Origin of the sequence: Marinomonas polaris DSM 16579 (assembly GCF_900129155.1) — a bacterium.
GTDB classification, from domain to species: Bacteria; Pseudomonadota; Gammaproteobacteria; order Pseudomonadales; family Marinomonadaceae; genus Marinomonas; species Marinomonas polaris.
Map to the genome: position 1 here is coordinate 1 of NZ_FQVF01000018.1, position 20936 is coordinate 20936.

Here is a 20936-nt window from a genome sequence, read left to right on the forward strand (position 1 = left end):
TATACAAGTCGTTATTTCAGGCAATTATTATGGAGACACCAGATTAAACAAAGCTTATCAAGACGAGGAAATTGCTGGGACAATGCACCAATGGAACGATTCTTTCGTAGCTTAAAAACAGAATGGATACCACCGTCAGGGTATCGTAACTTCCCAGCAGCACAGCAAGAAATCATTCACTATATTATTGGCTATTACAGCCAACTTAGACCCCATCAGTATAATGGTGGGTTATCACCCAATGAATCAGAACGATTATATTGGGAAAACTCTAAAACCGTGGCCAGTTTTACTTGACCACTACACCCCTATTTCGGGTGTATTCTTTTTTCCCTTCTTTTTAGGTCTTGCTGTCTTTTCTAACTGCTCGTCACGGCCTAAGACACCAACTAACTGATACACTTTTACACGACCAGTATTTCCAACTCTTCGACCGGTATCACAAATCAAACCTTGCTCAACAAGTCCCTTAAGCGCCGTATTAACTGTTTTCTCATTCAGCTTTGTGTCTTTGACCATACGAGCTATGGAAGGCCAACAAGTGTGGTCTTCTCCCGCTCTATCTGCCATTGAAAGCAGTACAAGCAATTCAGACGATTTGGCTGGGCTTGCTAACCAAGCCCAACGCGTTGCATCTACACTCATTACTAATGAGCCCCTTTCTCTGATATACGGGCAGGGTTTAATTTGAAACAAACGTCTCTGATGTTTTTCTCGATCTTGATATACCCCGCTTGCTCAAGGCCTTGAATACACTGGAAAGTCTTTCCAAGATTTAGGCAGCACTGCTTGGCAATATCACCAATAGCTGTATGACACGTATTGTTGTCGTCGGCCTCATGGGCCATCTGAGCCAACATAAGCTTGTATTTAGGGTTATCAAATTGAGTGCTCATAACCGCCTGAAGAAGTTGCATACTCATAACACCACCGCCTTAGTCACTTGTTGACGATCCAGTTTCTTACACGCCCAAAAATGCGCTTTGAATGCCAAAGAACACGGTGCCCAAAACATTAAAAATGCTGACACCTTACGAATTGACTTGAAAAACATCTGTTTAATTTGCATACTAAATTCCTTAGAAATACGGTTTTATTTGCATACAAAGCCGAAAGAAGCCCAGACCACGAATCTGGGCTTCTTTATTGGCTCCAATTTCCCCCAGTCCCTCTAATGAAGAATGACGGGCTCTTTTTTACCCATTAATGCCTGGCAATCTTCAAGCAGATCGAGCAAAAAGCCCTGATCTCGTAGAGCCTCCTCCAGACCGTCTTGAATAAGCAGCTCCATTGCCTCGGTAGGCGTTTGATTCGTCGAACTAGCAAACGAATCCAACACCTCCGCATACTCTTCGCTCACTTGAATTAACAAGGGCTGTGTTTCATTGTTCAAAATATCCCCCCCTTACGTCCCTTCTAGCTGACGTGGATAGACGTTAAGATCTCGTTCAAATCACTGGGACGTAAGCGTTGAATTTGTCTTTCTGCTAAAGCACGAAGCACAACATTCTTGGGAACAGGCTCGCCCCCATTGAGTCGTGTAAGCTCGGCTGTAAGTTGCAAGATTTGTCCATGCACTTCCTCAGTGAATCGAGGGCGATAATCATGTACGTGTTGCTGATTTAACGGTTTTGGTGCTGGCATAAGTAGCTCCTGTTTTTTAGGTTAAGCCGCCTCTGTGGGCGTTTTGGTAAGTTCTAATAAATTTTTTGCACTAACAGCCCCATTACTGGCAGCCTCTAGTTTTTTGGCATAACTGGTTTCACCGGTATATTCAGTTCGTGGCAATCGGTTTCGGTCTAGCCATTTATAAACAGCACGGACACTTACACCGCATACATCAGCAGCTTTAGGCACTCCGCCTTCAATTAGGTTTATTGCTTCTTTCAGTGAGTTCATTTCAATAACCTTATATGTACTTTTAGTACATATTAAATGTGAACTGACAATTCCGCAATAGTTAACGACAATTGAACTTTAAGTACATAAAACGAAAGGTGGTTATATTGTCTTTTCCAGAGCGCCTCATGACAGCATTACGCTTGATCAATGTAGAACGACATGGAGCTGGCGCATGGCTAGCAAAACAAACAGGCACCACTGTGAAAGCTGCAAACAAATGGCTTAATGGTGAATCACAACCTAGACGAGAAAAATTAGAAATAATTTCTAAAGTCACTGGTGTAAGGTCTGAGTGGTTAGCCTTTGGGGAAGGTGAAGTCACCCTTTCTGGTATACAAGAGAAAAGCAGCCATAATTCGAACAACCTTGGTCATGTTGACGTCTACGAAAGTGATGAGCCACTTCATTATGACGAAATAGAGGTGCCGTTTTTTACGGAGGTCGAGCTATCTGCTGGAAATGGATTTAATAACGTGTCAGAAATAGCAACACAGCAAATGAGATTCAATCTATCAACTCTATCAAGTGCCGGTGTTGCACCGTCGAGAGCCGCATGCTGTAAGGTTAGTGGTGATAGCATGGAGCCTATGTTGCCAGATGGTGCAACTGTTGGATTAGATACTAGTGACACACATATCAAAGATGGAAAAGTTTACGCCATCAACCATGGAGGCATGCTACGAGTAAAGTTTCTTTATCGTATGCCCTTTAATGGTTTACGGATTAGATCAGCTAACCCAGATTATCAAGACGAAGAAATTAGCGGGGAAGCAGCTAAAGATATTCGTATTATTGGGCGGGTTTTTTGGTACTCAGCAATACTTTAAACTAAGGATAGATGAAATGAAAATTGCTTTATTCCTCTCTCTTGCTGCGATTAATTTCTCTTGCTCAAAAGCGCTTGCAGAGAACCGAGACCCTCCTATTAGAGTAGCAACAATTTCTTACATTGAATCCCTAAATAAAGATCATGAAATCGGCATCGATCATATAAATCTAATACAAGACCTTACACTTTTGAGCTTTGCTAGAAATAGCATTCAGTATTACTCTGGAGATAACGCCAAAATTGAATGCATTAATTCTATGAAAAATTTGGTCGGCGGTGCGCAATCCATAATCACATGCCGCCATCCAACTCAACTTCTGTGGTCGTTTAGCTTTTTATTCTCAGATGCTGATTATGAAATTTATCAGATTAGTTTAAGCGTCAAAGAGGCAGTATCGCTTCGTAGAGAGTTCCAATTAGACACACAAAGAGTGCTAGATATCCCAATCCATCCAGATTACGCCACCGTATGGAATCGTAATACTTTAATTTTTTGTCCAGCCAACGTCGATTCTTGGGAAAACTGCAATACAAATATTATTACCACCACACGAAAGCTACTAACCCACTTCGACAAAACCCATTAGCGCATTATTTCTAGCCCCCCAAAAAAATCGGGAACCATCTTTTTAGCGAATCATATCCAAATAACTTACCCCAGCACTTTAAAAAACCGCCCACCGAGGCGGTTTTTTTTCGCCTATAACCTTTTGGTTTTTCTACATATTTAAAAAAACACAAAATAAATGTACTTTTGGTACTTTACACACAATGTACTATTGGTTCATTATTACCCCATCGAAGCGGCGAACCGCTCCAGCAAAGACCACCGAGTTGCCAGGTAAGGCGATAAACCATAGGTGCGAGCTGTGACCGAATCTCTCTGAGTTAGGGATAGGTGTGATGGGCATGTTTAACCATGTTTTTTCTGAGTACGCATTCCATGAGTGCGCAGCCAGAAAACCACAGGAGGACAATATGAGCGAAAACAAACCTGTTGCGGTACTGAATCGCAGAGAAGTCGAGAAGCGCACAACGCTAGCTCGCACAACGATTTACCGCAAAATCAAAGCAAACACTTTCCCCAAACAAATCCAAGTAAGCGACAACCGTGTCGGCTGGCCTGAAAGCGAGATCGACCGCTATTTAGCCAACCCAATGGGCTATAGAGCACCAGAAGCAACCGCTTAGGAGGCAATCAATGGAATCAGCTGACGCATTGTTTTTCATTGGCTTCGCTGTAGGCCTTTGTTTTCTCCTCATCTTCGCTTGGCTGTTCATGATTGTCGGCACAGCTGCAATAGCGATTCACCGCAAACAAAACGTACGAGAAGCAATTCAACCACTTCTTGATGAATTTTAACCTTTACCCCCTTTAGGGACGGATGGACTCGATGAACACAGCAGCACAACAAAACCCGTTTGACCTTTTCGGTGATGCTCACACGCAAACCGAATTGCAGCTTAATCAAACACCGCAACCCGAAACGCCTGAGCTCGATGATTTTGAAACGCTTTATCTCGAACCTAAACGATCAATCGCTCATAGCATCGCACCGGGCATTTACCACAACCTAAGCAATCGCGACTACCACCGCGATCAAAGCATATCCAAAAGCGGATTGGACTGGATCGACAAAAATCCAAGTCAGTTGATTTGGTCAAAGAATGCCCCTCGCGATGTTGAGAAAGAAAAGCCGCTAGATTTTGGTACCGCTGTTCACACCCTACTTCTAGAGCCTGAAAAGTTCAGCGAGCAATTTGTTATCGCGCCAGAACTCAACCTTCGAACAAATGCAGACAAAGCGATATGGGCACAATTCAAAGAGGAAAATGCCGATCGCACAATCATGACATTTGAGGAAAATCGAAAGCTTCAAATTATGCGTGAATCTGTGTTTGCCCACCCCGTTGCACGAATGATTTTCGAGGCAGATGGCTACAACGAGGCGTCGATATTCTGGCAAGACAAAGAAACCGAGGAAATGTGCAGAGTCCGTCCAGACCGAGCGATTAGCTTTAATGACTTACCAAAGCTAATCGATGTAAAAAAAGTGGCTGGTCTTAGTAGATTTGAAAGCCATGTAGAAGAGTATCGATACCACGTGCAGTATGCAATGTACACAGACGGTTACTTTCAGCACTTTGGAATACGTCCTGACCTTTGGTTTCTCTGTGTTAGCGATACGATAAGCGCGGGAAAATATGAAGTTGAAGTAGTCCAGCTACCTGAAGAATGGAAAGAGATTGGATACGAAAAATACCGCGAAAACCTAGAAACCTACTCCCACTGCCGACGTAACGACGATTGGCTGCATGTACGAACATTAGAGCGCCCACGTTGGGCGAAGTGAGAAGATTATGAATAATGGAATATATCAAGATCAAAACCGCTATCCGCAAAACGCAACACAGCAAAACCACTCCAACCCCTTTAACCAAGTACCACCCCAAGCCCAAAACGAAAGCGCAAACACTGGTTCAATTGCCATTGAGCAGCAACGCGCTATCGCTGAAGCTCGCAGCCAAATCCAGCTAGCAAAAATGTTCCCTCGCTCAAACAGCGAAGCATTAAGCGAATTGATTGAAGCCTGCAAAAACTGGGATTTCGCGAAGTCTGCTTTTTACTCCGTCCCTAATCGTGGTAGTGGCCCTTCTATTCGTTTCGCTGAAGAAGTGGCTCGATGTTATGGGAACTTTGAGTACGGACACCGTGAGCTGTCGCGTAGCAAGGGAAAATCAGAAATTGAAGTCTACGCGTGGGATAAAGAAAAAAATAACTTCAGCAAGCGGCAAATCACAGTCGAGCACATTCGCGACACCAAGACTGGCTCTAAACCATTGCACAACCAAGCGGATATTGATAACCGCATTGCTAACGTCGCTAGCAAACAAATGCGTGGACGAATTCTTGCGATCGTACCCAAGACGTTCGTTGAAATGGGTTTGGCCGAATGCAGGAAAACGCTAGCAGGTAACAACACAGAGTCCATGGGCTCAAAAATAAGTCAGATGATCGTGGAATTTGGTGAGCTTGGCATCCGACCCGATCAGATCACCGCATACATTGGACATAACGTCGATGACTGTAGCGTTGATGACTTAACCGAACTCTTTGGCGTATTCAACGCCATCAAACAAGGCGCCAGAGTTAGCGACTACTTTGGCGGTAAAGAAGAAAGCCAACCCAAAAGCACAAGCCTTAAAAGCAGCTTGAAAACTAATTAGAAAATCAGGAGCACACGCCATGTCTAACGCAGCACTACAAACCGAAACCCAAGCGCCAACTACTGAGTTGGTTTTGCTTTCTTCCGTCCCTGCAAAAATCCAGTTCAACTTACAGGAGTTTCGCCAAAACATTCGTAACGAGCTTAAAAAATATGATCTCGTTGTTACCGTAGACACGGTAAAAGATGCCAAAGCATTAGCCGCTGATTTAAACGGCCAAGCCAAGTCGCTCAAAGATCGATTCAAAGAAGCGGCCGCCCTGGTTACTAAGCCGGTTGATGACCTTGGCTTAGAAGTAGCCGACATAGTAACCGAAATTTTAGAGTCTCGCGAAAAGCTAACAGCTCAGATCAAAAAGTTTGAAGACGAACGCAAGGTTGTTGTACGCAATGCGATTGAAGCAAAACGCCTAGAGCTATGGGATAAGCTTGAAGTGCAAGAAGAGTTCCGAAACGCGCCTATTGATAAGCTGGTTAAGTTAACCGCCATCACTGCAAAAGACAGCCTAACGTCTGCAACACTTCGGGACCTTCAAGCGCTGATCGATGAAAACCGACGCCTGCAAGACCAGACTGAAAAGCGCCTTTTATTACTAGAAAACCAATCCTACAGAGAAGGCCTGAAAGCACCACTCACCCGCGAACACGTTGAAAGCTTCCTATTTGACGCTGAAGCCTCTTATGCAGGAAAGCTCGCTCATATGATGACTTCAGAGCTAAAGCGCCAAAAAGCCACAGAAGAAGCAACTCGTCGCCAAGTGGCCGAAGAACAGCTGCGAACACAGCAAGAAGTCATACCAGATCCAACACAGCAAGCTGAGCCTGTGCCGCACAGATTCGCGTCACCTACACAACAAGAACAGCTAGAGGTGCGACTAAAACAAGCTAAAGAAGCCTTACCGTATGCGGAGGGAAATCACAGCGAAGAATTACGCAATATCAATCGTATGGAACAAGACCTAAGAGCAATGCAGCAACCAGCGTCAGTGCAACAGCAATCCGAACAGGTGGACGTAATACTAACGCCTAACGGAATGCCAAAAGAAATGCTTAACCGTGTACAGGCATCGAGAGAAGAAGCCTACCAAGCCGCTCTTTCTGCCAGCGCCAACCAAGGCACTCTCGTTGACGTTTGGACGCAACACCAAGGGCGCGTTGCCATTGCAGACGGTGCTACTGGTCGCGTCTACGTCTGGAACCAGTTCTAAAACTCTCCCACCCCATTTATAAAGAAGGAATTTAACAATGCTTATTTTAACGAGACGCCCAGGTGAAACCCTAGTTTTTGGTGATAACCGCGAAATCGAAGTGACCGTTCTTGGTGTGCAAGGAAGCCAAGTCCGTATTGGCGTAACCGCACCGAAAGAAGTCCCAGTCCACCGCGAAGAAATCTATCTTCGCATTAAAGGTCAGCAAGCAGAAGCAACCACAACAGTGTGAGGTGAGCAATGCGAAATTCAATTAACCCAAAACACGAAGCATCGCGCGAATCAATTTCGCGTGATGTTGAAGCCTTTCTAGCAAAGCAAAGCGTTACCGTCATTCCTTCCGGAGTAAGCGGCCAAGACGCTTTAACAGGCAAGCGACGTTCTGAGTTCACCATCAATGGCCGAGCAAGTACGGGCGCTAAAAAGAAACCCACCAAACCCAAGAAGGTGAAAAATGGATAAGCAGCTCAAACCTGAATATCAAGACTTGGCCGATGAATTCGATATCGATTACAAAGATCGCGGCTGTCATTGCCACATTAACCCGCCTTGTGGTTACTGCGTACACCCAGGCCATCCAGAAAATTTAGAAGAGACGCCGGAGGCTTGGGAGCAAACAAAAAGCAGCTGCCCTACGCTAGGTAGCACATGCAGAGGCTGCCCAGATTGCCAATCACTACCAGTTGGTGATGACGCAACAAACGAAGCACTTCGATTAGAAATGGAGAATGATAATGGCTAGAGGCATCAACAAAGTCATCTTAATCGGTAACGCAGGCAACGATGCCGAAGTGCGATACATGCCATCAGGCGCAGCGGTCGCAAATGTTAACCTGGCAACATCAGAAAGCTGGCGCGACAAGCAAAGCGGTGAAATGCAAGAACGGACAGAATGGCACCGTGTGGCGTTTATGGATCGCGGCAACTTCCGCCTTGGTCAGATTGCTGGTGACTTCATCAAGAAAGGAACCAAGGTTTACGTTGAAGGCTCACTTCGAACGCGAGAATGGGAAAAAGACGGGATCAAACGCTATACCACCGAAATTATCGCAAACGAAATGCTGCTGCTTGACGGACGCCAAGATGGAGGGACTCAAGGAGGCAACCAGCAACAAGGTGGTTACAGCCAAGTACCACAGCAAGGCGGCTATGGTCAGAACCAACAACAGCAACAAAATAACCAGCAGGCCCAACCGCAAAGCTATGGATCATGGGGCAACCAGCCGAATGGTTATGCTAATGCTCAAGGCGGCTCACAGCAGCAAGGTGGCTTCAATCAACCCAAAGGCCAAATGCAAGGCCAAGCCTCACCACAGCAAAGACAACAGCAACAGTCCGCGCCACAGCAACAACGTCAGCAAGCCCCGCAGCAACAGCGCCCTCAACAAGCGCCAAATTTCGACGACTTTGACGACGACATACCTTTTAATCAAGACGGCCAGCGTGACCGTCGTTAAACAACTCACCACCTAACCACAGCCAGCGCGAGTGCAGCTAGCCATAGACGCGCCACACAGAACGACCAATATCTATTTAGCAGCTTAGATGCGGAGGTGCCTCAAAAACCCTACCCCGCAGGCAAAGCCGTATCCGCTACGTCAGTGCGAACCTTCTCAAAACAGCCAAGGATAATAATGAAACTCCTTAAAAAAATGCCGATTTGGGCAGCAGCCCTAATCATTCTATCGCTCGTATTTTTCGCCTTTAAAGCGATTGACTACGCGCAAAACCGCTACACCTGCTACGCAAAGTGGGCTGATAGCACAATCGAATCCAAGTACACCATTCGTGGTGGGTGCTTAATTAAGCACAACAAAAACTGGATACCTTCTGAAGTCTACCGAGTTAATTAACCAAAATCCTAAAGGAAAATATCATGTTTAAATTTTTTAAAAAGAAAACCGCTGCAGCAAAAGTAACGCTTCACAAAGTTGAAAACCGCGACCTAATGGAAGCGATTGTTGCTGGTGCGATTCTAATTGCTTATGCCGATGGCGATTGTTCTCCTGAAGAACTTTTGAAGCTTCAAGACATCATCGAAAGTAACGACAACTTGAAACACTTCGGCTCTGAAATTGGTACAACCATCGACAAGTACAGCGCTATGTACGAAAGCGGTAAGCGCATTGCCAAAATGAAGTTAATGAAAGAGCTTGCTGATGTATCGGCCGACGAAGAACAGAAAATCGAAGCATTCATTATTGCCATTGAAATTGCTGATGCAGATGGTGAGATCGACGAGCAAGAACTTGCCGTGTTGAAAGAAATCGGCAAGCAGTTTGGTCTGAACCCAGACAGCTATATCTAAATCACTCCTAGCCCACCGACACACTGGTGGGCTTTTTAGAGTGGTGTCCACCGGAAGGCATCACCCCAAAAAGCCTATCCCTACAATACCCACCCAAAGGTAAACAAAATGACCACTCATAAACTAGCAAATGAGGCGCTTAATGCTGCCTTTCGTTTGTCGAATTACACGTCTGAATGCAAAAACTTTAGTGACGCATACGGTGATGCCATAGAAGCAGAAATAAGGCTGATCTACGCCGCAATGGAAAACGGCATGGGCCAAGAAGACCAAGCTCGCGCTCGTGAAACAATTAAACGACTGATGCACCAAGGCCGTCGTTATTCATACATATCAAATCTAGAACTAGCAGCCTAAAGCTGAAGGAGAATAAGATGAATTCAGATATTAATAAAATTGACGCTTCTCTTGCTGAAAAGCTAGAACAACTGATCCAAACCCTAAGCAAACCGAAAGTCGCAGACAACAAAACCCTTTGGGGATCAGACGAATGCGCCGCTTACCTTGGGTTATCAAAAAAGAAATTCATGGGCGACGTAGCGTGCAAACGCACCTTCCCACAAGCAAGAAACGTAGGCGGATCAGAAAACCGCACCAACTGGCGCTGGGTCGCCAGCGACGTAATGTCCTGGGCACTGGCTCAGAAAATGACACATTGAGTTGATTTACAACAGACACAAAAAAACCGCCAAAGGGCGGTTTTTTTAAAACGTTATTAACAGGGAGTAAACAATATGAACATTCAGCAATCAGACAAGTTAATAGACCGCATCAAAACAATGGAAGCACTAGCCGAAAACGCAAACAATGAATGGCTCCTTGGATGGTTCACACCAACAACCAACGACCTTACAACCGAGGAAGCCGTCGAAAAATGAATCAAACGTGGCGTAAATTTCGCGCTTACTGCAAACGTAATGACATACAAATCCAAGGCTTTCGACGCATAAAACTTGGCAAAAAACACCATCATCCAATCTTCGAACTAGGCATTTTTGTATCAAAAGAATCGTTAGAAACAATAAGAGAAATGCTGTCACAGCAATTTGAAACAGATGGTTATAAATCTATTGCTCAGCAACCAGTACCTAGCAAAAGCACAACTCAATACATCGAAAAGTATTTTTCAAAATCACATACGCCAGAAGAACAAGAGAGACTACGGAATATCGCTGGCGTCAGGCTACTACGCACTTTCATTAAGAAATCATCAATAAACTAATTCACATCATCCAATAAAAAAGCACCCTAAGGTGCTTTTTTTTCGAGTTGATAAAACCAAGCAAACCTCTCCCACTCTTCCTTAATCAACATATCGTCTTCATCTAAATAATCAAGGTCGTCTTTATCCTTTTCATTAATATAAAAGACCACATAGTCTTGGTTATCTTCTATGTTGACGTCGGTAATATAAATATTTTCCCTTTTAGATGATACATAAACTTCACCTTGCTTTGGCATTAATACCCGATCAACCATTAGCTTCTCCCATCGCGCTTGTCAACAGCTCCTTTTGCACTCTCTGGCAATTCGGAATAAATACTCTCTATCTCATTAGGCTCAGTAATCATTTTATTAGCAATAAAATTTATTAGTTGAAATAATTTTATAACTCGACCTGGCTCTTCTTGAAGATTAATTTCCCCAGGGTGTACGGCATTATTTCCTGTTATTCGAAGTGCATCCAATGCCTTTTGAACATGAGGATTCAACCCTTTAGAAACCATACTCTTAATGTCATCATTAATATTATCACCTTTCTCTCCAAGCTGTTTACAAAGCTTTTGCAGAGCTAATCGAAGTAAAGCTGCAGATGATCGAGGAGACTCAGACAGTATATTTGCTGCCTCTAAATAGTCTGCTTGTATATCTTCATCCAAGTCAGAGTTTGGAGGAGAAATAAAATTCTTTTTAGGATGAATAATATTATCTTTGTACCAAATAATATATTCACAGCACTTTTGGCATTTAGAGACTGTCCATTCAGCGTCAAAAGTTTCCTCAAAGGTTTTCAACTTTATAAGAGGACTATAGATGCCATGAGCTCTAGTCGCACAAATATGTGAATAATATTGATTGGCATATACATTACAATGAGGGCAATGAAATGCATCTTCTTTAAATATAGGAGGAAAGTAATCATTTTTTTTCATAAAAACCCTCATAGTAAAATATTTTTAAGCATCATATTGTTTTTGAAAATCCTATTAATAAATGAAAATAAAAACTATTTGATAAGGCTTTCATTAGAACAACACGCCAATGATTCATACCAAATAATGCTTCATTTTCAATTATAAAACCATTTAAATATCCACTAATATTCCTCCCACCATTTCTAACATAAATTCTACAAGAAAGAATAATTTCTGTAATTTCATCATTTACCATTTCATTATACTGCGAAATTAAATCCAGCCTCTTGTAGTGTTCATCCAGTACATTCCAAACAGGATTAACTATATTATTTGGTATATTAATATTGAAATTTGCACCTATAGAGTTAGATTTTATAATTAAAGTAATACCTAAATACTGTACATTTGGAATAGTGTCACCATAAAAATAAAGAAATATTCTATTAGTGTTACTTTTAAAAAAATTGTTTTTTGCACTATTACAACTAGAACAACAAGGAATCAAATTTAATGGATGAACTGCTAATTCAGGAAATATCGATTCTGGAAGATAATGATCATATGTTTTAGGCAGTATAATGCCACAGTAAGGACATCTTCTTAAAAACCCTCTTGGCTGTGAACTTTCTATTAATTGAGTAATTTCTTTTACTTTAGATAATTTTCTATTATAACAACTTAAAAGGTCATTTTTATGTAAAATTAGTTGTGAATCTTCTAAAAAACTAAAAAGTGTATTATTTCTAATAGCCTGCTCAAATAGATTATACCGGGAGATTATTTGTGGTTGAAGTGCAATTAAATTTGTTTTTATAGAATTTGAAACACCTTTTATCATATTTTTTTTTGAACTAACTACATTGATATGTCTCTGTATATAAGGAGTATTATTTGATGGAATAGTCATGCTTTTCATTTTTTATCACCATATTGAGATAGCAAGTATGATTTAGCATTAAATCCCAATTGACTTTCAAAAAGTTCATTTACCTCTTCAAAAGATTTATTTTCAGATAATTTTTTAAGAACATTTTTGTAATAGTTAGGGATTTCAGCAGTATCAAAAACATGCCTAGTTAATTCAGAAATACTTTCTCCAAATGTTTCAAAATCCATAAAAGTAGGCAATGTAACATCACCTTCTCTTGTTAATAAAATAACTCTTTTCTTTGGTATTTCTTGTATTACAATTGGAGAGTGAGTTGCAACAATAGAAAAAGAATCATATTTATCTAAAATACTATTGAAAGCATCAAATAAACTAGCAACTGCATTAGGATGTAAGTGCGTTTCTGGTTCATCAAATAATATCAAGGTGTTTTTCTGAATTCTGGAAATAATAGCGGTAACAAAGTGAGCTAAAATTGATTGACCAGAACTGAATAAAGATAATGTTTTTTCGTCTATATTATGAATATTTTTAATTTGTTCTTCTAATACTCTATTAAACTCTTTGCTTTTATCTCCTAAGACTTTAGACATAAATAAAATCCATATTTTAGATCTATCTAAATCTATAATTCTTGATAAATTTAACTTGTAATTTTCATTAAGAGACTTTTTTGAAAGCATTCTATTTTCATTAATAATTCCACAATAAAAATAGCTAGATTGAGGGTTTTTAGGCTTAATAAAGTTATCAAATGCACTATAAGACACTGTTATTACGCCATTAAATATTGGTTTTTTACCATTAAACCTTTCATTTTTATCATCTATTGTTTTTTGAGCTGACTTACGAACTTGCACTAAGTCTTTTGCAAGATTCCCCATTAGTTTTGTTTTACCAACTGCATTACGCCCAATTATTCCTACTATTCTTCCTGGTAATTCATCGTTTTCATCAAAATCAATTTCAATATCAAATGAGTTATCAGTTCCGTCTATATTATTAGTATATGAAAATGAAAAGCTTTCATCATATGCTTCATTTAAAATAACAGCTCGTCCGAATCGAAGTGCAACATCGGCACCATTACTTCTTAATAGAGCATTCCTATATTCTGTTTTTTTCTCAAAGTCTTCAGCCTTACTCTTCATCCATGAAATATCATTTAATGCTTCTAAGATATTTTCTGAATCACTAGTCCCAATAACCGATAAAATATTTTTATAAAAATCTAAATCCTGCCCTAAACTAATATATTCTTCATTAAGCCGTGAAAACTCTCTTGGTAATTTCGTATGTATATGTCCTTTCTGTAAAATTTTAATTTCACCTATATCTACCTCTTCAATCTTACTTTTATGATACGTAAGGTAATATGTGCAACGAACTCCGTAATCATCCCATGAACTCGACTCAAAACTAAAAATAGGATATTCATCACTAATAAATTCTTTTTTATATTCTTTAATTTTAAACATAAATTAAGGTCGCCTTACTAATAATAGTTAGAGTAAAATGTCAAAACTTCAGTTCATACTAATTCAAAAACTACCTCTTCATATGGTAGTGCTCGTGGTGATACTGAATAAATGCTAGGTCAACTGTGTGTCTTGTTACTGTCTTCAATTCACCTTCTATACCAATCAGCTTTAGGTCATCAGAAATGGTAAAACCACCGTTATCAAACAGTACGTGGTGATTAGGGCAAAGACAGAGGATGTTGCTTTCTACGTCTGGCCCGTTGTGCGGTTGGCCTAGTGGTTTGATGTGGGCGGCTTCAGCATACAAACCGGCGCTGGTTTCTAACGCGATTCCGCATACTTGGCATTGGTAGTTGTGCAGCTGCTTTACGCGCTTGGCTATTTTGGTGTCTCGAACGATCCGCTGAACAGTGGTTTGTACTCGCCTGGCCTCAGTATGGCCGTTTGATGGTTCGTCAGGTGCTTCTTGGGTAGGTTGTTCGTCACAAGCGATCAGACGGTATCGCCAAACATAAAAACCAGAACGGCCTTTTTCTTGCCAGTAGTCATCTACTTTGTACAAGCCGGCGTATTCATAACCTTTTTCTGTTGATTTTGGGTCTTTGTGCTTGAGGCTTCGAGAAACGCGAACCGGATAACCTTCTAGGTGGCTTCTGGCTAGGGCAAGATTAGTTGTGCTTAGCTGTTGGTCGAACGTTTGTACTTTAGCGTTATGCTCTTTTCCACCTGCACCGGTGTAGATTATAACATTGCCAAAATCTTCATCATCTTCGTAACCACCGGATAAGACAATTGAATCTGAACCTTCTTTAGCGCTACCGCTAATACCGGCTTGAGTTGGCTTATGAATACCAGCTTTCGCGAGCTCGACACGATCTGCAAATATTTGACCTACTGTGGTCCCAGGAATATGGCCGAAGACACGTCCCTTATCATTGTTAGCCATAACTTCCCTTGTACTACTGGTGTAGAGTGTTTAGTAGAAATTAATACCACCACCAAGTTTTGATGATTTTCGATGCTTTCACGTAAAGCACTTGAGAGATTACAAATGAAAGAATACCTATCCAACCAGGAACTGTTGAGAATATACGACGAAATTGAAATTCACCTAGGAATGGCGAAGTAAATGCACCTGATATGATGCCATAGAAGAAGGCCGCAAATGATAATGATACAAAGGTATACATAGCCAATTTTAAGTTATGGAAGTCTTTGCGCTCTCTCTTACAGCTTGGGCAGACGATAGCTTGATCATCCATTGACTCTTTACACCAATCACAATTCATTCTACTTCCTTCATAAATATGGTCTGAGAACATACACTCGAGCACCAAATACAACCTATATCTTTACATTAAAACGTTTTGTGAGTTTGTGCCAGTCGAACCAAACGCCAGGCACAAAAAAACCGCCACTTGGGCGGTTAAGTTATTCTATTTTTCCCACTTGTAGTGAACCCTACAATAATGTTCTTTGTGTGATAAATAGCCATATCGTTGAAGCCGGCCAGTTACAATACCTGGATGAATCCCCTGACTCTCTGAAAACGATATTATGTTTGAAGGGCTAATATCACCTTGCTCAAGAAAAGAACTAAAAATATCACTTGATATTAAAGTCTCTTCCGAAAACTTATCAGCTTCATTCTCTTGCTTACGATATTGCTCATTATCACCACCTTCTAAAAAAGTCATTCTTTTGTCATGAAGGAGGATATGTGCAATCTCATGAAATAAACTAAACCAAAAAATATCAGACCAACTACCTCTCATAGACATCATAACTACAGGCAGTTTTTTTTCATACCAAAACGTTGCACCTGTAATGTAAGTTTTTTTGTAATGCGGAATTACAACAAAAGCTACACCGCATGTGTTTAGGTACTCTCTAATTTTTTTAATTATTTCGTTAGGATCGTTTAAAAGACTTAACCCTCTTATAAACGGAATAAGCTCTTTCAAAAGCTCCTTATCAAACGCTTCAACTTTTTGTTTCAGAGCTAAATTAGATCCTGTTTTAAGCCATGCAGCGGTAGCCTCATGACTTATTGAGCCTTTTTCCGCAACACGAAAAGCAGGTTCGTACTCCTTAACGCCTTCAATATTAGTTAGGGAAGATACACCGAAAAACCTCCTGAGATTTTGAACCTTCTCAACTGCTTTTCTAGTTTTTTCAACGATTCCAAGATTACTCATATCCATATATGGAAAACGATCTAATAAACTAACTTCCTTTTCTATTTCTTGCTTTTCTTTTTGCTTCGCCAACACCAACCTATAAATCGACTCCATATTACTCCAGAACTGAGCAGATACTCCTAGGACTTGCTCTAGTTGAATGGCCGTTTCAGGAGTGATTGCTTTCTCACCTTTAATAATTTCATTTATAGCCTGAGCTGGTCGTCCCATTCTACGAGCTAAGTCAGCCTGACTAATTTCCATATCTTCTAGTATCTCATCCAAGTATTCGCCTGGAGGAATAGCTAAATCTGAATTAATTTTTTGTTCAGCCATCATAATGCTTACTCACTTCTTCTATCTTGGCAATCTGCAACTTATCTCCATCGAGGGTAAATATAAGCCTCATCTGTCCGGTAAGATTTATTGCATATTGCCCTTCTCTATTTCCATGCAGAGGATGACACCTGATTACAGGCATTCGGTTCAACTCGTCGATATTGCTTGCAGCCATTATAGTGTTGATTCTTAGGATATACTTGCTGGCAACGACATCACCGAACTCTCTAACTCCCTTTGAGTGTATTTCATAACACTTTTGAAGTTTTTTATTTTTAAATTCTACTTCCAAACCGCTTCCTTAACGAATGGTTTAGCATTCACCCATGAGGTGAATACTAACTATTAAAATTGAGTTTGTCGATTACTCTTTTGGATATTTTCTAAGCAGAACGTCACACAATTAAAGCTTACAAGTTAGTGTAACGATCTAACCCAACATCAGAGCAACATCCCCCATATCCGGTGCATAATACACCCTCTGCAAAATTCTTAAGTCGGTATGACCTGATATTTTTGCTAAGTTTAGCACATCCACTTTGGCGGCTAATCGTGTAAGTGCTTCTCGTCTCAGGTCATGAAAGTGTAGATCATCTATTAGGCACTTATTACGAATCTTTCTAAAATTCACATCAAGCGAATCTGACTTTAAGTTAAACGCTTTTATACTGCAGTCATCTAGTGCCTTGAGCTGCTCCAACACTTTCACCGCGGTGGTGGATAACGGCACAGTACGAGGGTTACCGTTCTTTGTTTTGGGTAGATGAACGGTTCGTCTTTCTAAATTCACGTCTTCCCATGTTATACCGCAAATCTCACCAGCACGCATGGCAGTTTCTATGGCAAAGACGATAGCCGCACCGATACGTTCGCTTTTGGATTCTGGCGGTATGTCTATGTCGTATTGTGTGGCGATCATCAGTTGTTCAAATTCGCCAGGTAATAGCCTTCTCGTCCTTGCCTCAGGCTCTTTAGGACGCTTAACCCTAGTCATTGGGTTTTCTCTTAACCATCCCCATTCCTTCGCACACTGGCTACAAATAGCGGAAAGAACGGTCCACTCACGCAGCACAGTGCCAACGGCTACTTTTTGTAGGCGCCTGTCTCGCCATTCGGCAAAGTGTTTGGATTGAATATCTTGGAGGGAAATAAAACAAAGTGGGTCTGCTGGTTCGTCGGCGCTTTTACCTAACCAACGTTCGATTCTTCGGATTTCGAATTTCTGTCCACGCTTGGTCACACTGACCGTATCACGGTAGCGTTCTAGGGCTTCACTAAAAGGACGATCTGGAATATCAGAGGAAGTACTTTCTTTTGCTTCGCGCTCTAAATCAGACGCCCACGCTTGTGCGTCGCGTTTTGTAGAGAAGCCACGCTTCGTTTTACGCTTACCTTTCACGCTCACTTGAGCGCGCCATGAGCCATCATCGGTTTTAAAAATAGACGCCACTGAATATTCTCCGGTGCAATGTGCGGTGCAGTTTCGGTGCAGAATTTCAGAAAAGATAGCATATAAGCGGAAAAGCTTACAATTTGAAGTAGTACTAAGAAAATGCTGAAGAGTAGATATTTAAAGGGATTGAGCAAGATAAGAAAGTGCAGGCATAAAAAAAGGCACCATAAATGGTGCCCGGGACCGGAATCGAACCGGTACGCTTATTCAGCGCAAGATTTTAAGTCTTGTGTGTCTACCAATTTCACCACCCGGGCATATCTGATTTTGGAGGCCGGAGTCGGAATCGAACCGGCGTTCACGGAGTTGCAGTCCGCTGCATGACCACTCTGCCATCCGGCCTTCTATCAGATACATCTTTTGATTGGAGCGGGAAACGAGGCTCGAACTCGCGACCCCAACCTTGGCAAGGTTGTGCTCTACCACTGAGCTATTCCCGCGTCTCAAAAGACGGTGCCTATTCTATGTATTTGAGCTTTCACGTCAAGGGAAAAATCCAAATAAATAACTAACTTAGGCACTTTTTTTAAATCTGATTAGTTTTTGTTCGACTCTTTGGACTTTAGCTCAGGCCAAGCCGCTTTTAAGTAAATATACATAGACCAAAGAGTTAGCAAGGCTGCTGCAATGAGTACCATCTCTCCCACATGGGCAGCCATGGTATCTGGTCGACTTCCTAGCAAGATGAAAATAGCTAGCATCTGCATAGTGGTTTTCAGTTTGCCAATATAAGAAACGGCCACGCTGGCGCGCTTACCCATTTCTGCCATCCATTCACGTAATGCTGAAATAACGATCTCGCGGCCGACAATGACGGCGCTGGCTAACGTCAGCAGTGGATTAGAGTAGCTAGCCACTAACAAGACTAAGGCAATCGAAACCATAAGCTTGTCGGCTACTGGGTCAAAAAAAGCCCCAAACGGAGTCGTTTGGTTAAGCTTTCTTGCCAAATAACCATCTAGCCAATCAGTAATGGCAGCCAAGGCAAAAATAATCGCGCAGGTGTAATAGCGCCCTTCCCACGGCAAGTAGTAAATAACCACCAAAATCGGGATCATAAAGATCCGTACGGAAGTTAATATATTTGGTATGTTCATCTTATTCCTAATTATTACGCTAAATGCACCAACACTCAGCCAAACTTAACTTTTATGAAGGTAGAGATAAATTTCTTCCGCTTTTTTGGCGCTAATCCCTTTCACCTTTGAAATATCTTCCTGGCTCGCTGAGAGTAGCTCTTGGTATCCACCAAAGGCCGTCAGCAACTCTTTACGTCGATTTGGCCCGATACCTGGAATATCTTCCAATACCGAGTGCCGACGTTTCTTGTCTCGTCTACGACGGTGAGTCTTTATCGCAAATCTGTGTGCTTCATCGCGAATATGTTGAATCAAGTGCAATGCAGCCGAATCTGGAGGCAACACAACTTCATCTTCTTTGGAGCCGATATATAAGGTTTCAAGACCCGGCTTACGAGTATCGCCTTTTGCGACCCCCAATAAGAAGATATTCACCAATCCCAATTCTTTTAATACAGTTTCAGCTTGAGTTAACTGACCTTTACCACCATCAATAAGCAACACATCTGGCGCTTCTAGCTCACCACTTTTGACGCGTTTATAGCGTCGAGTGAGTGCTTGCTTCATGGCACCGTAATCATCACCCGGTTCAACACCTTCGATGTTAAAGGAGCGATAGCGCTTTTTATCCGGTCCGTCAGGCCCAAACACCACACAAGACGCTACAGTTGCTTCGCCACTAGAATGACTAATATCAAAACATTCCATGTGCATTGGAGGTTCAGAGAAGCCTAACAACTTTTGCAATGCGGTTATACGGCTAAAATGATTACGCTTATCCGATAATCGCGCCTGTAAGCCTTGTTCTGCGTTGAGTTTCGCCAGCTCAAGCCAACGCGCACGCTGACCTCTTACATTGCTCAGGACTTCAATTTTTTTCTGCGTAGTTTCGAAAATACCTTCCACCAGCGCATCACCATCTTCTAGCTCGTGACTAATGATAAGCGTCTTAGGTAACTCTTGAATACCACCAAGATAAAATTGAGCGATAAAAGACGATAATAATTCGCCTTCTGTGATTTCGATGGGCATTTTTGGGTAGTAGCTTTTGCTGCCAACAACTTTGCCTTTGCGCACCATCATCACGTGAACACACAAACCACCAGGCTGAATAATAGAGGCAATAACATCTGCTTCGCCCGTTTGCCCATAAACATGCTGTTGCTCTTGGATGTGCTTGAGCTGAATGATTTGATCGCGTAACTCGGCGGCTCGTTCAAATTCCATATCCGCAGCGGCAGCGCTCATTTGCGTGGTAATTTCAGCTGTGAGCTCTTGGTCTTTACCTTGTAAAAACATGCGTGCGTGACGAACATCTAGATCGTACTCTTCATCACTAATCAAGTTCACACAAGGCCCAGAGCAACGCTTAATTTGATACTGCAGACAAGGCCGAGATCGATTCGAGTACGTACTGTCTTCGCACTGGCGCACCTTGAAGACCTTTTGCATGGTATTCAAACTTTCTTTTACAGCGTTACCACTTGGAAAGGGACCGAACAAGGTACCTTTATCGGTTTTATCACCGCGACGAAACAGCAAAGCTGGATGAGGGTGATTCGATAATAAAATATAAGGATAAGATTTATCGTCCCGTAGCAAAATATTGTACGGTGGACGATGTTGTTTAATAAGCGTTTGTTCGAGAAGTAAAGCTTCCGTTTCGCTTTTAGTAACAGCAATTTCAATGGTGTGAATACGACTAACCAAGGCCATGGTTTTAGTCGTTAATCCGGTCACACGGAAATAGCTCGCGACACGATTTTTTAGATTTTTTGCTTTTCCAACATAAAGCAACTCACCTTTCACGTCGTACATGCGATAAACGCCCGGACGTGTGGTTAAGTTACTGACAAAATGCTTCGGATCAAATTCTGAATGGCTCAAACAAACCTCGTTTTTC

General features: G+C 41.8%; 35 protein-coding genes and 3 tRNA genes. 18 read left to right on the forward strand and 20 right to left on the reverse strand.

The genetic code is table 11. The features are described from left to right. On the forward strand, nt 1-297 hold a 297-nt coding region (locus BUA59_RS17320), incomplete at its 5' end, for an integrase core domain-containing protein (RefSeq protein ID WP_139248909.1). 3 nt (nt 298-300) lie between these two features. Here BUA59_RS17320 and BUA59_RS17325 read toward each other — a convergent pair. The 6 genes from BUA59_RS17325 to BUA59_RS17345 all read right to left on the reverse strand — a co-directional run bounded on the left by BUA59_RS17325 (nt 301) and on the right by BUA59_RS17345 (nt 1899). Further along, nucleotides 301-645: a helix-turn-helix domain-containing protein gene (locus tag BUA59_RS17325; RefSeq protein ID WP_072840937.1), complete on the reverse strand. Its 345-nt coding sequence runs from the start codon at nt 643-645 to the stop codon at nt 301-303. Nucleotides 646-647: 2 nt separating this feature from the next. Further along, on the reverse strand, nt 648-923 hold the full coding sequence (locus BUA59_RS17330; RefSeq protein ID WP_072840938.1) for a hypothetical protein: 276 nt from the start codon (nt 921-923) through the stop codon (nt 648-650). Next, nucleotides 920-1069 carry a hypothetical protein gene (locus BUA59_RS24035; protein ID WP_217653751.1) on the reverse strand — a complete coding sequence of 50 codons (150 nt, stop codon included), beginning with the start codon at nt 1067-1069 and terminating at the stop codon, nt 920-922. Before BUA59_RS24035 ends, BUA59_RS17330 begins: the two co-directional genes overlap by 4 nt. A 102-nt stretch (nt 1070-1171) precedes the next feature. Further along, entirely contained in the window at nt 1172-1393 is a 222-nt protein-coding gene (locus BUA59_RS17335) for a hypothetical protein (protein WP_072840939.1), read from the reverse strand. A 23-nt stretch (nt 1394-1416) separates the two neighbouring features. After that, on the reverse strand, nt 1417-1644 hold the full coding sequence (locus BUA59_RS17340; protein WP_072840940.1) for a hypothetical protein: 228 nt from the start codon (nt 1642-1644) through the stop codon (nt 1417-1419). A 21-nt stretch (nt 1645-1665) separates the two neighbouring features. Continuing rightward, on the reverse strand, nt 1666-1899 hold the full coding sequence (locus tag BUA59_RS17345; RefSeq protein ID WP_072840941.1) for a helix-turn-helix domain-containing protein: 234 nt from the start codon (nt 1897-1899) through the stop codon (nt 1666-1668). Between the two features lie 128 nt (nt 1900-2027). On the opposite strand from BUA59_RS17345, the gene BUA59_RS17350 reads away from it, so the two are divergent. The 17 genes from BUA59_RS17350 (at nt 2028) to BUA59_RS17420 (ending at nt 10696) form a co-directional block, all read left to right on the forward strand. Further along, nucleotides 2028-2729 (forward strand): S24 family peptidase, encoded by a 702-nt coding sequence (locus BUA59_RS17350; RefSeq protein WP_072841046.1) that lies wholly within the window; start codon nt 2028-2030, stop codon nt 2727-2729. Nucleotides 2730-2745: 16 nt separating this feature from the next. Beyond that, a complete protein-coding gene (locus BUA59_RS17355) occupies nt 2746-3318 on the forward strand; it encodes a hypothetical protein (protein WP_072840942.1) in 573 nt (190 codons plus the stop codon). A gap of 391 nt (nt 3319-3709) precedes the next feature. Then, nucleotides 3710-3922: a helix-turn-helix transcriptional regulator gene (locus BUA59_RS17360; protein WP_072840943.1), complete on the forward strand. Its 213-nt coding sequence runs from the start codon at nt 3710-3712 to the stop codon at nt 3920-3922. Between the two features lie 10 nt (nt 3923-3932). Beyond that, a complete protein-coding gene (locus BUA59_RS23900; protein WP_175550794.1) occupies nt 3933-4094 on the forward strand; it encodes a hypothetical protein in 162 nt (53 codons plus the stop codon). A 31-nt stretch (nt 4095-4125) separates the two neighbouring features. After that, nucleotides 4126-5085 carry a PD-(D/E)XK nuclease-like domain-containing protein gene (locus BUA59_RS17365; protein WP_084122516.1) on the forward strand — a complete coding sequence of 320 codons (960 nt, stop codon included), beginning with the start codon at nt 4126-4128 and terminating at the stop codon, nt 5083-5085. Between the two features lie 7 nt (nt 5086-5092). Beyond that, nucleotides 5093-5959, forward strand: coding sequence for a hypothetical protein (locus BUA59_RS17370; protein WP_084122518.1), 867 nt, complete (start codon nt 5093-5095; stop codon nt 5957-5959). Nucleotides 5960-5978: 19 nt separating this feature from the next. Continuing rightward, nucleotides 5979-7166, forward strand: a complete 1188-nt coding sequence (locus BUA59_RS17375; protein ID WP_072840944.1) for a DUF1351 domain-containing protein — start codon at nt 5979-5981, stop codon at nt 7164-7166. Nucleotides 7167-7203: 37 nt separating this feature from the next. Continuing rightward, the gene (gene csrA, locus BUA59_RS17380) at nt 7204-7398 is read left to right on the forward strand and encodes a carbon storage regulator CsrA (RefSeq protein ID WP_072840945.1); all 195 of its coding nucleotides are present in this window, start codon (nt 7204-7206) and stop codon (nt 7396-7398) included. 8 nt (nt 7399-7406) lie between these two features. After that, nucleotides 7407-7628 carry a hypothetical protein gene (locus tag BUA59_RS17385; RefSeq protein WP_072840946.1) on the forward strand — a complete coding sequence of 74 codons (222 nt, stop codon included), beginning with the start codon at nt 7407-7409 and terminating at the stop codon, nt 7626-7628. Continuing rightward, nucleotides 7621-7908, forward strand: a complete 288-nt coding sequence (locus BUA59_RS17390) for a hypothetical protein (RefSeq protein ID WP_072840947.1) — start codon at nt 7621-7623, stop codon at nt 7906-7908. Before BUA59_RS17385 ends, BUA59_RS17390 begins: the two co-directional genes overlap by 8 nt. Beyond that, a complete protein-coding gene (ssb, locus tag BUA59_RS17395; protein WP_072840948.1) occupies nt 7901-8623 on the forward strand; it encodes a single-stranded DNA-binding protein in 723 nt (240 codons plus the stop codon). Before BUA59_RS17390 ends, ssb begins: the two co-directional genes overlap by 8 nt. Before the next feature lie 177 nt (nt 8624-8800). Further along, complete coding sequence (locus BUA59_RS17400; RefSeq protein WP_072840949.1) at nt 8801-9019, forward strand: hypothetical protein; 219 nt, start codon at nt 8801-8803, stop codon at nt 9017-9019. A gap of 23 nt (nt 9020-9042) precedes the next feature. Then, nucleotides 9043-9474 (forward strand): tellurite resistance TerB family protein, encoded by a 432-nt coding sequence (locus BUA59_RS17405; protein ID WP_072840950.1) that lies wholly within the window; start codon nt 9043-9045, stop codon nt 9472-9474. Nucleotides 9475-9582: 108 nt separating this feature from the next. After that, nucleotides 9583-9831 (forward strand): hypothetical protein, encoded by a 249-nt coding sequence (locus BUA59_RS17410; protein WP_072840951.1) that lies wholly within the window; start codon nt 9583-9585, stop codon nt 9829-9831. Nucleotides 9832-9848: 17 nt separating this feature from the next. Further along, nucleotides 9849-10133, forward strand: a complete 285-nt coding sequence (locus BUA59_RS17415; protein WP_072840952.1) for a helix-turn-helix transcriptional regulator — start codon at nt 9849-9851, stop codon at nt 10131-10133. A gap of 75 nt (nt 10134-10208) precedes the next feature. Continuing rightward, nucleotides 10209-10352 (forward strand): hypothetical protein, encoded by a 144-nt coding sequence (locus tag BUA59_RS23905; RefSeq protein ID WP_175550795.1) that lies wholly within the window; start codon nt 10209-10211, stop codon nt 10350-10352. Continuing rightward, nucleotides 10349-10696, forward strand: a complete 348-nt coding sequence (locus tag BUA59_RS17420) for a hypothetical protein (RefSeq protein WP_072840953.1) — start codon at nt 10349-10351, stop codon at nt 10694-10696. Before BUA59_RS23905 ends, BUA59_RS17420 begins: the two co-directional genes overlap by 4 nt. A gap of 26 nt (nt 10697-10722) precedes the next feature. On the opposite strand, the gene BUA59_RS17425 is transcribed toward BUA59_RS17420, so the two are convergent. The 14 genes from BUA59_RS17425 to uvrC all read right to left on the reverse strand — a co-directional run bounded on the left by BUA59_RS17425 (nt 10723) and on the right by uvrC (nt 20920). After that, complete coding sequence (locus BUA59_RS17425) at nt 10723-10953, reverse strand: hypothetical protein (protein ID WP_072840954.1); 231 nt, start codon at nt 10951-10953, stop codon at nt 10723-10725. Beyond that, complete coding sequence (locus tag BUA59_RS17430; protein ID WP_072840955.1) at nt 10953-11627, reverse strand: DUF4145 domain-containing protein; 675 nt, start codon at nt 11625-11627, stop codon at nt 10953-10955. The genes BUA59_RS17425 and BUA59_RS17430 overlap by 1 nt, the downstream gene beginning before the upstream one ends. 31 nt (nt 11628-11658) lie before the next feature. Beyond that, nucleotides 11659-12528 (reverse strand): HNH endonuclease, encoded by an 870-nt coding sequence (locus BUA59_RS17435; RefSeq protein WP_072840956.1) that lies wholly within the window; start codon nt 12526-12528, stop codon nt 11659-11661. Then, nucleotides 12525-13979, reverse strand: coding sequence for an AAA family ATPase (locus tag BUA59_RS17440; protein ID WP_072840957.1), 1455 nt, complete (start codon nt 13977-13979; stop codon nt 12525-12527). The genes BUA59_RS17435 and BUA59_RS17440 overlap by 4 nt, the downstream gene beginning before the upstream one ends. A gap of 70 nt (nt 13980-14049) precedes the next feature. Further along, the gene (locus tag BUA59_RS17445) at nt 14050-14928 is read right to left on the reverse strand and encodes a YDG/SRA domain-containing protein (protein ID WP_072840958.1); all 879 of its coding nucleotides are present in this window, start codon (nt 14926-14928) and stop codon (nt 14050-14052) included. Nucleotides 14929-14968: 40 nt separating this feature from the next. Next, entirely contained in the window at nt 14969-15271 is a 303-nt protein-coding gene (locus tag BUA59_RS17450; RefSeq protein WP_072840959.1) for a hypothetical protein, read from the reverse strand. A gap of 147 nt (nt 15272-15418) precedes the next feature. Then, nucleotides 15419-16501 carry a HigA family addiction module antitoxin gene (locus BUA59_RS17455; protein WP_084122520.1) on the reverse strand — a complete coding sequence of 361 codons (1083 nt, stop codon included), beginning with the start codon at nt 16499-16501 and terminating at the stop codon, nt 15419-15421. Continuing rightward, nucleotides 16491-16793, reverse strand: a complete 303-nt coding sequence (locus BUA59_RS17460; RefSeq protein ID WP_072840961.1) for a type II toxin-antitoxin system RelE/ParE family toxin — start codon at nt 16791-16793, stop codon at nt 16491-16493. Before BUA59_RS17460 ends, BUA59_RS17455 begins: the two co-directional genes overlap by 11 nt. Nucleotides 16794-16931: 138 nt before the next feature. Continuing rightward, nucleotides 16932-17951 carry a tyrosine-type recombinase/integrase gene (locus tag BUA59_RS17465; RefSeq protein WP_072840962.1) on the reverse strand — a complete coding sequence of 340 codons (1020 nt, stop codon included), beginning with the start codon at nt 17949-17951 and terminating at the stop codon, nt 16932-16934. A gap of 174 nt (nt 17952-18125) precedes the next feature. Continuing rightward, nucleotides 18126-18211 (reverse strand) — tRNA-Leu (locus BUA59_RS17470). A gap of 11 nt (nt 18212-18222) precedes the next feature. After that, nucleotides 18223-18296, reverse strand: a tRNA-Cys gene (locus BUA59_RS17475). A 23-nt stretch (nt 18297-18319) separates the two neighbouring features. After that, nucleotides 18320-18394, reverse strand: a tRNA-Gly gene (locus BUA59_RS17480). Nucleotides 18395-18490: 96 nt separating this feature from the next. Further along, a complete protein-coding gene (gene pgsA, locus BUA59_RS17485; protein ID WP_012070917.1) occupies nt 18491-19051 on the reverse strand; it encodes a CDP-diacylglycerol--glycerol-3-phosphate 3-phosphatidyltransferase in 561 nt (186 codons plus the stop codon). Nucleotides 19052-19096: 45 nt separating this feature from the next. Next, the gene (uvrC, locus tag BUA59_RS17490) at nt 19097-20920 is read right to left on the reverse strand and encodes an excinuclease ABC subunit UvrC (protein WP_072840963.1); all 1824 of its coding nucleotides are present in this window, start codon (nt 20918-20920) and stop codon (nt 19097-19099) included. Between the last annotated feature and the right edge of the window lie 16 nt (nt 20921-20936).

What these genes read in the sequence shown, in the direction of transcription:
- BUA59_RS17425 (WP_072840954.1), bottom strand. Translation starts at nt 10,953, where the DNA reads ATGGTTGATCGGGTATTAATGCCAAAGCAAGGTGAAGTTTATGTATCA.
- BUA59_RS17435 (WP_072840956.1), bottom strand. Translation starts at nt 12,528, where the DNA reads ATGAAAAGCATGACTATTCCATCAAATAATACTCCTTATATACAGAGA.
- pgsA (WP_012070917.1), bottom strand. Translation starts at nt 19,051, where the DNA reads ATGAACATACCAAATATATTAACTTCCGTACGGATCTTTATGATCCCG.
- BUA59_RS17330 (WP_072840938.1), bottom strand. Translation starts at nt 923, where the DNA reads ATGAGTATGCAACTTCTTCAGGCGGTTATGAGCACTCAATTTGATAAC.
- csrA (WP_072840945.1), top strand. Translation starts at nt 7,204, where the DNA reads ATGCTTATTTTAACGAGACGCCCAGGTGAAACCCTAGTTTTTGGTGAT.
- BUA59_RS17360 (WP_072840943.1), top strand. Translation starts at nt 3,710, where the DNA reads ATGAGCGAAAACAAACCTGTTGCGGTACTGAATCGCAGAGAAGTCGAG.
- BUA59_RS17340 (WP_072840940.1), bottom strand. Translation starts at nt 1,644, where the DNA reads ATGCCAGCACCAAAACCGTTAAATCAGCAACACGTACATGATTATCGC.
- BUA59_RS17455 (WP_084122520.1), bottom strand. Translation starts at nt 16,501, where the DNA reads ATGATGGCTGAACAAAAAATTAATTCAGATTTAGCTATTCCTCCAGGC.
- BUA59_RS17370 (WP_084122518.1), top strand. Translation starts at nt 5,093, where the DNA reads ATGAATAATGGAATATATCAAGATCAAAACCGCTATCCGCAAAACGCA.
- BUA59_RS23905 (WP_175550795.1), top strand. Translation starts at nt 10,209, where the DNA reads ATGAACATTCAGCAATCAGACAAGTTAATAGACCGCATCAAAACAATG.
- BUA59_RS17430 (WP_072840955.1), bottom strand. Translation starts at nt 11,627, where the DNA reads ATGAAAAAAAATGATTACTTTCCTCCTATATTTAAAGAAGATGCATTT.
- BUA59_RS17415 (WP_072840952.1), top strand. Translation starts at nt 9,849, where the DNA reads ATGAATTCAGATATTAATAAAATTGACGCTTCTCTTGCTGAAAAGCTA.
- BUA59_RS17350 (WP_072841046.1), top strand. Translation starts at nt 2,028, where the DNA reads ATGACAGCATTACGCTTGATCAATGTAGAACGACATGGAGCTGGCGCA.
- BUA59_RS17450 (WP_072840959.1), bottom strand. Translation starts at nt 15,271, where the DNA reads ATGAATTGTGATTGGTGTAAAGAGTCAATGGATGATCAAGCTATCGTC.
- BUA59_RS17385 (WP_072840946.1), top strand. Translation starts at nt 7,407, where the DNA reads ATGCGAAATTCAATTAACCCAAAACACGAAGCATCGCGCGAATCAATT.
- BUA59_RS17375 (WP_072840944.1), top strand. Translation starts at nt 5,979, where the DNA reads ATGTCTAACGCAGCACTACAAACCGAAACCCAAGCGCCAACTACTGAG.
- BUA59_RS17345 (WP_072840941.1), bottom strand. Translation starts at nt 1,899, where the DNA reads ATGAACTCACTGAAAGAAGCAATAAACCTAATTGAAGGCGGAGTGCCT.
- BUA59_RS17445 (WP_072840958.1), bottom strand. Translation starts at nt 14,928, where the DNA reads ATGGCTAACAATGATAAGGGACGTGTCTTCGGCCATATTCCTGGGACC.
- BUA59_RS17420 (WP_072840953.1), top strand. Translation starts at nt 10,349, where the DNA reads ATGAATCAAACGTGGCGTAAATTTCGCGCTTACTGCAAACGTAATGAC.
- BUA59_RS17365 (WP_084122516.1), top strand. Translation starts at nt 4,126, where the DNA reads ATGAACACAGCAGCACAACAAAACCCGTTTGACCTTTTCGGTGATGCT.
- BUA59_RS23900 (WP_175550794.1), top strand. Translation starts at nt 3,933, where the DNA reads ATGGAATCAGCTGACGCATTGTTTTTCATTGGCTTCGCTGTAGGCCTT.
- BUA59_RS17325 (WP_072840937.1), bottom strand. Translation starts at nt 645, where the DNA reads ATGAGTGTAGATGCAACGCGTTGGGCTTGGTTAGCAAGCCCAGCCAAA.
- ssb (WP_072840948.1), top strand. Translation starts at nt 7,901, where the DNA reads ATGGCTAGAGGCATCAACAAAGTCATCTTAATCGGTAACGCAGGCAAC.
- BUA59_RS17405 (WP_072840950.1), top strand. Translation starts at nt 9,043, where the DNA reads ATGTTTAAATTTTTTAAAAAGAAAACCGCTGCAGCAAAAGTAACGCTT.
- BUA59_RS17440 (WP_072840957.1), bottom strand. Translation starts at nt 13,979, where the DNA reads ATGTTTAAAATTAAAGAATATAAAAAAGAATTTATTAGTGATGAATAT.
- BUA59_RS17355 (WP_072840942.1), top strand. Translation starts at nt 2,746, where the DNA reads ATGAAAATTGCTTTATTCCTCTCTCTTGCTGCGATTAATTTCTCTTGC.
- BUA59_RS17410 (WP_072840951.1), top strand. Translation starts at nt 9,583, where the DNA reads ATGACCACTCATAAACTAGCAAATGAGGCGCTTAATGCTGCCTTTCGT.
- BUA59_RS17400 (WP_072840949.1), top strand. Translation starts at nt 8,801, where the DNA reads ATGAAACTCCTTAAAAAAATGCCGATTTGGGCAGCAGCCCTAATCATT.
- BUA59_RS17390 (WP_072840947.1), top strand. Translation starts at nt 7,621, where the DNA reads ATGGATAAGCAGCTCAAACCTGAATATCAAGACTTGGCCGATGAATTC.
- BUA59_RS24035 (WP_217653751.1), bottom strand. Translation starts at nt 1,069, where the DNA reads ATGCAAATTAAACAGATGTTTTTCAAGTCAATTCGTAAGGTGTCAGCA.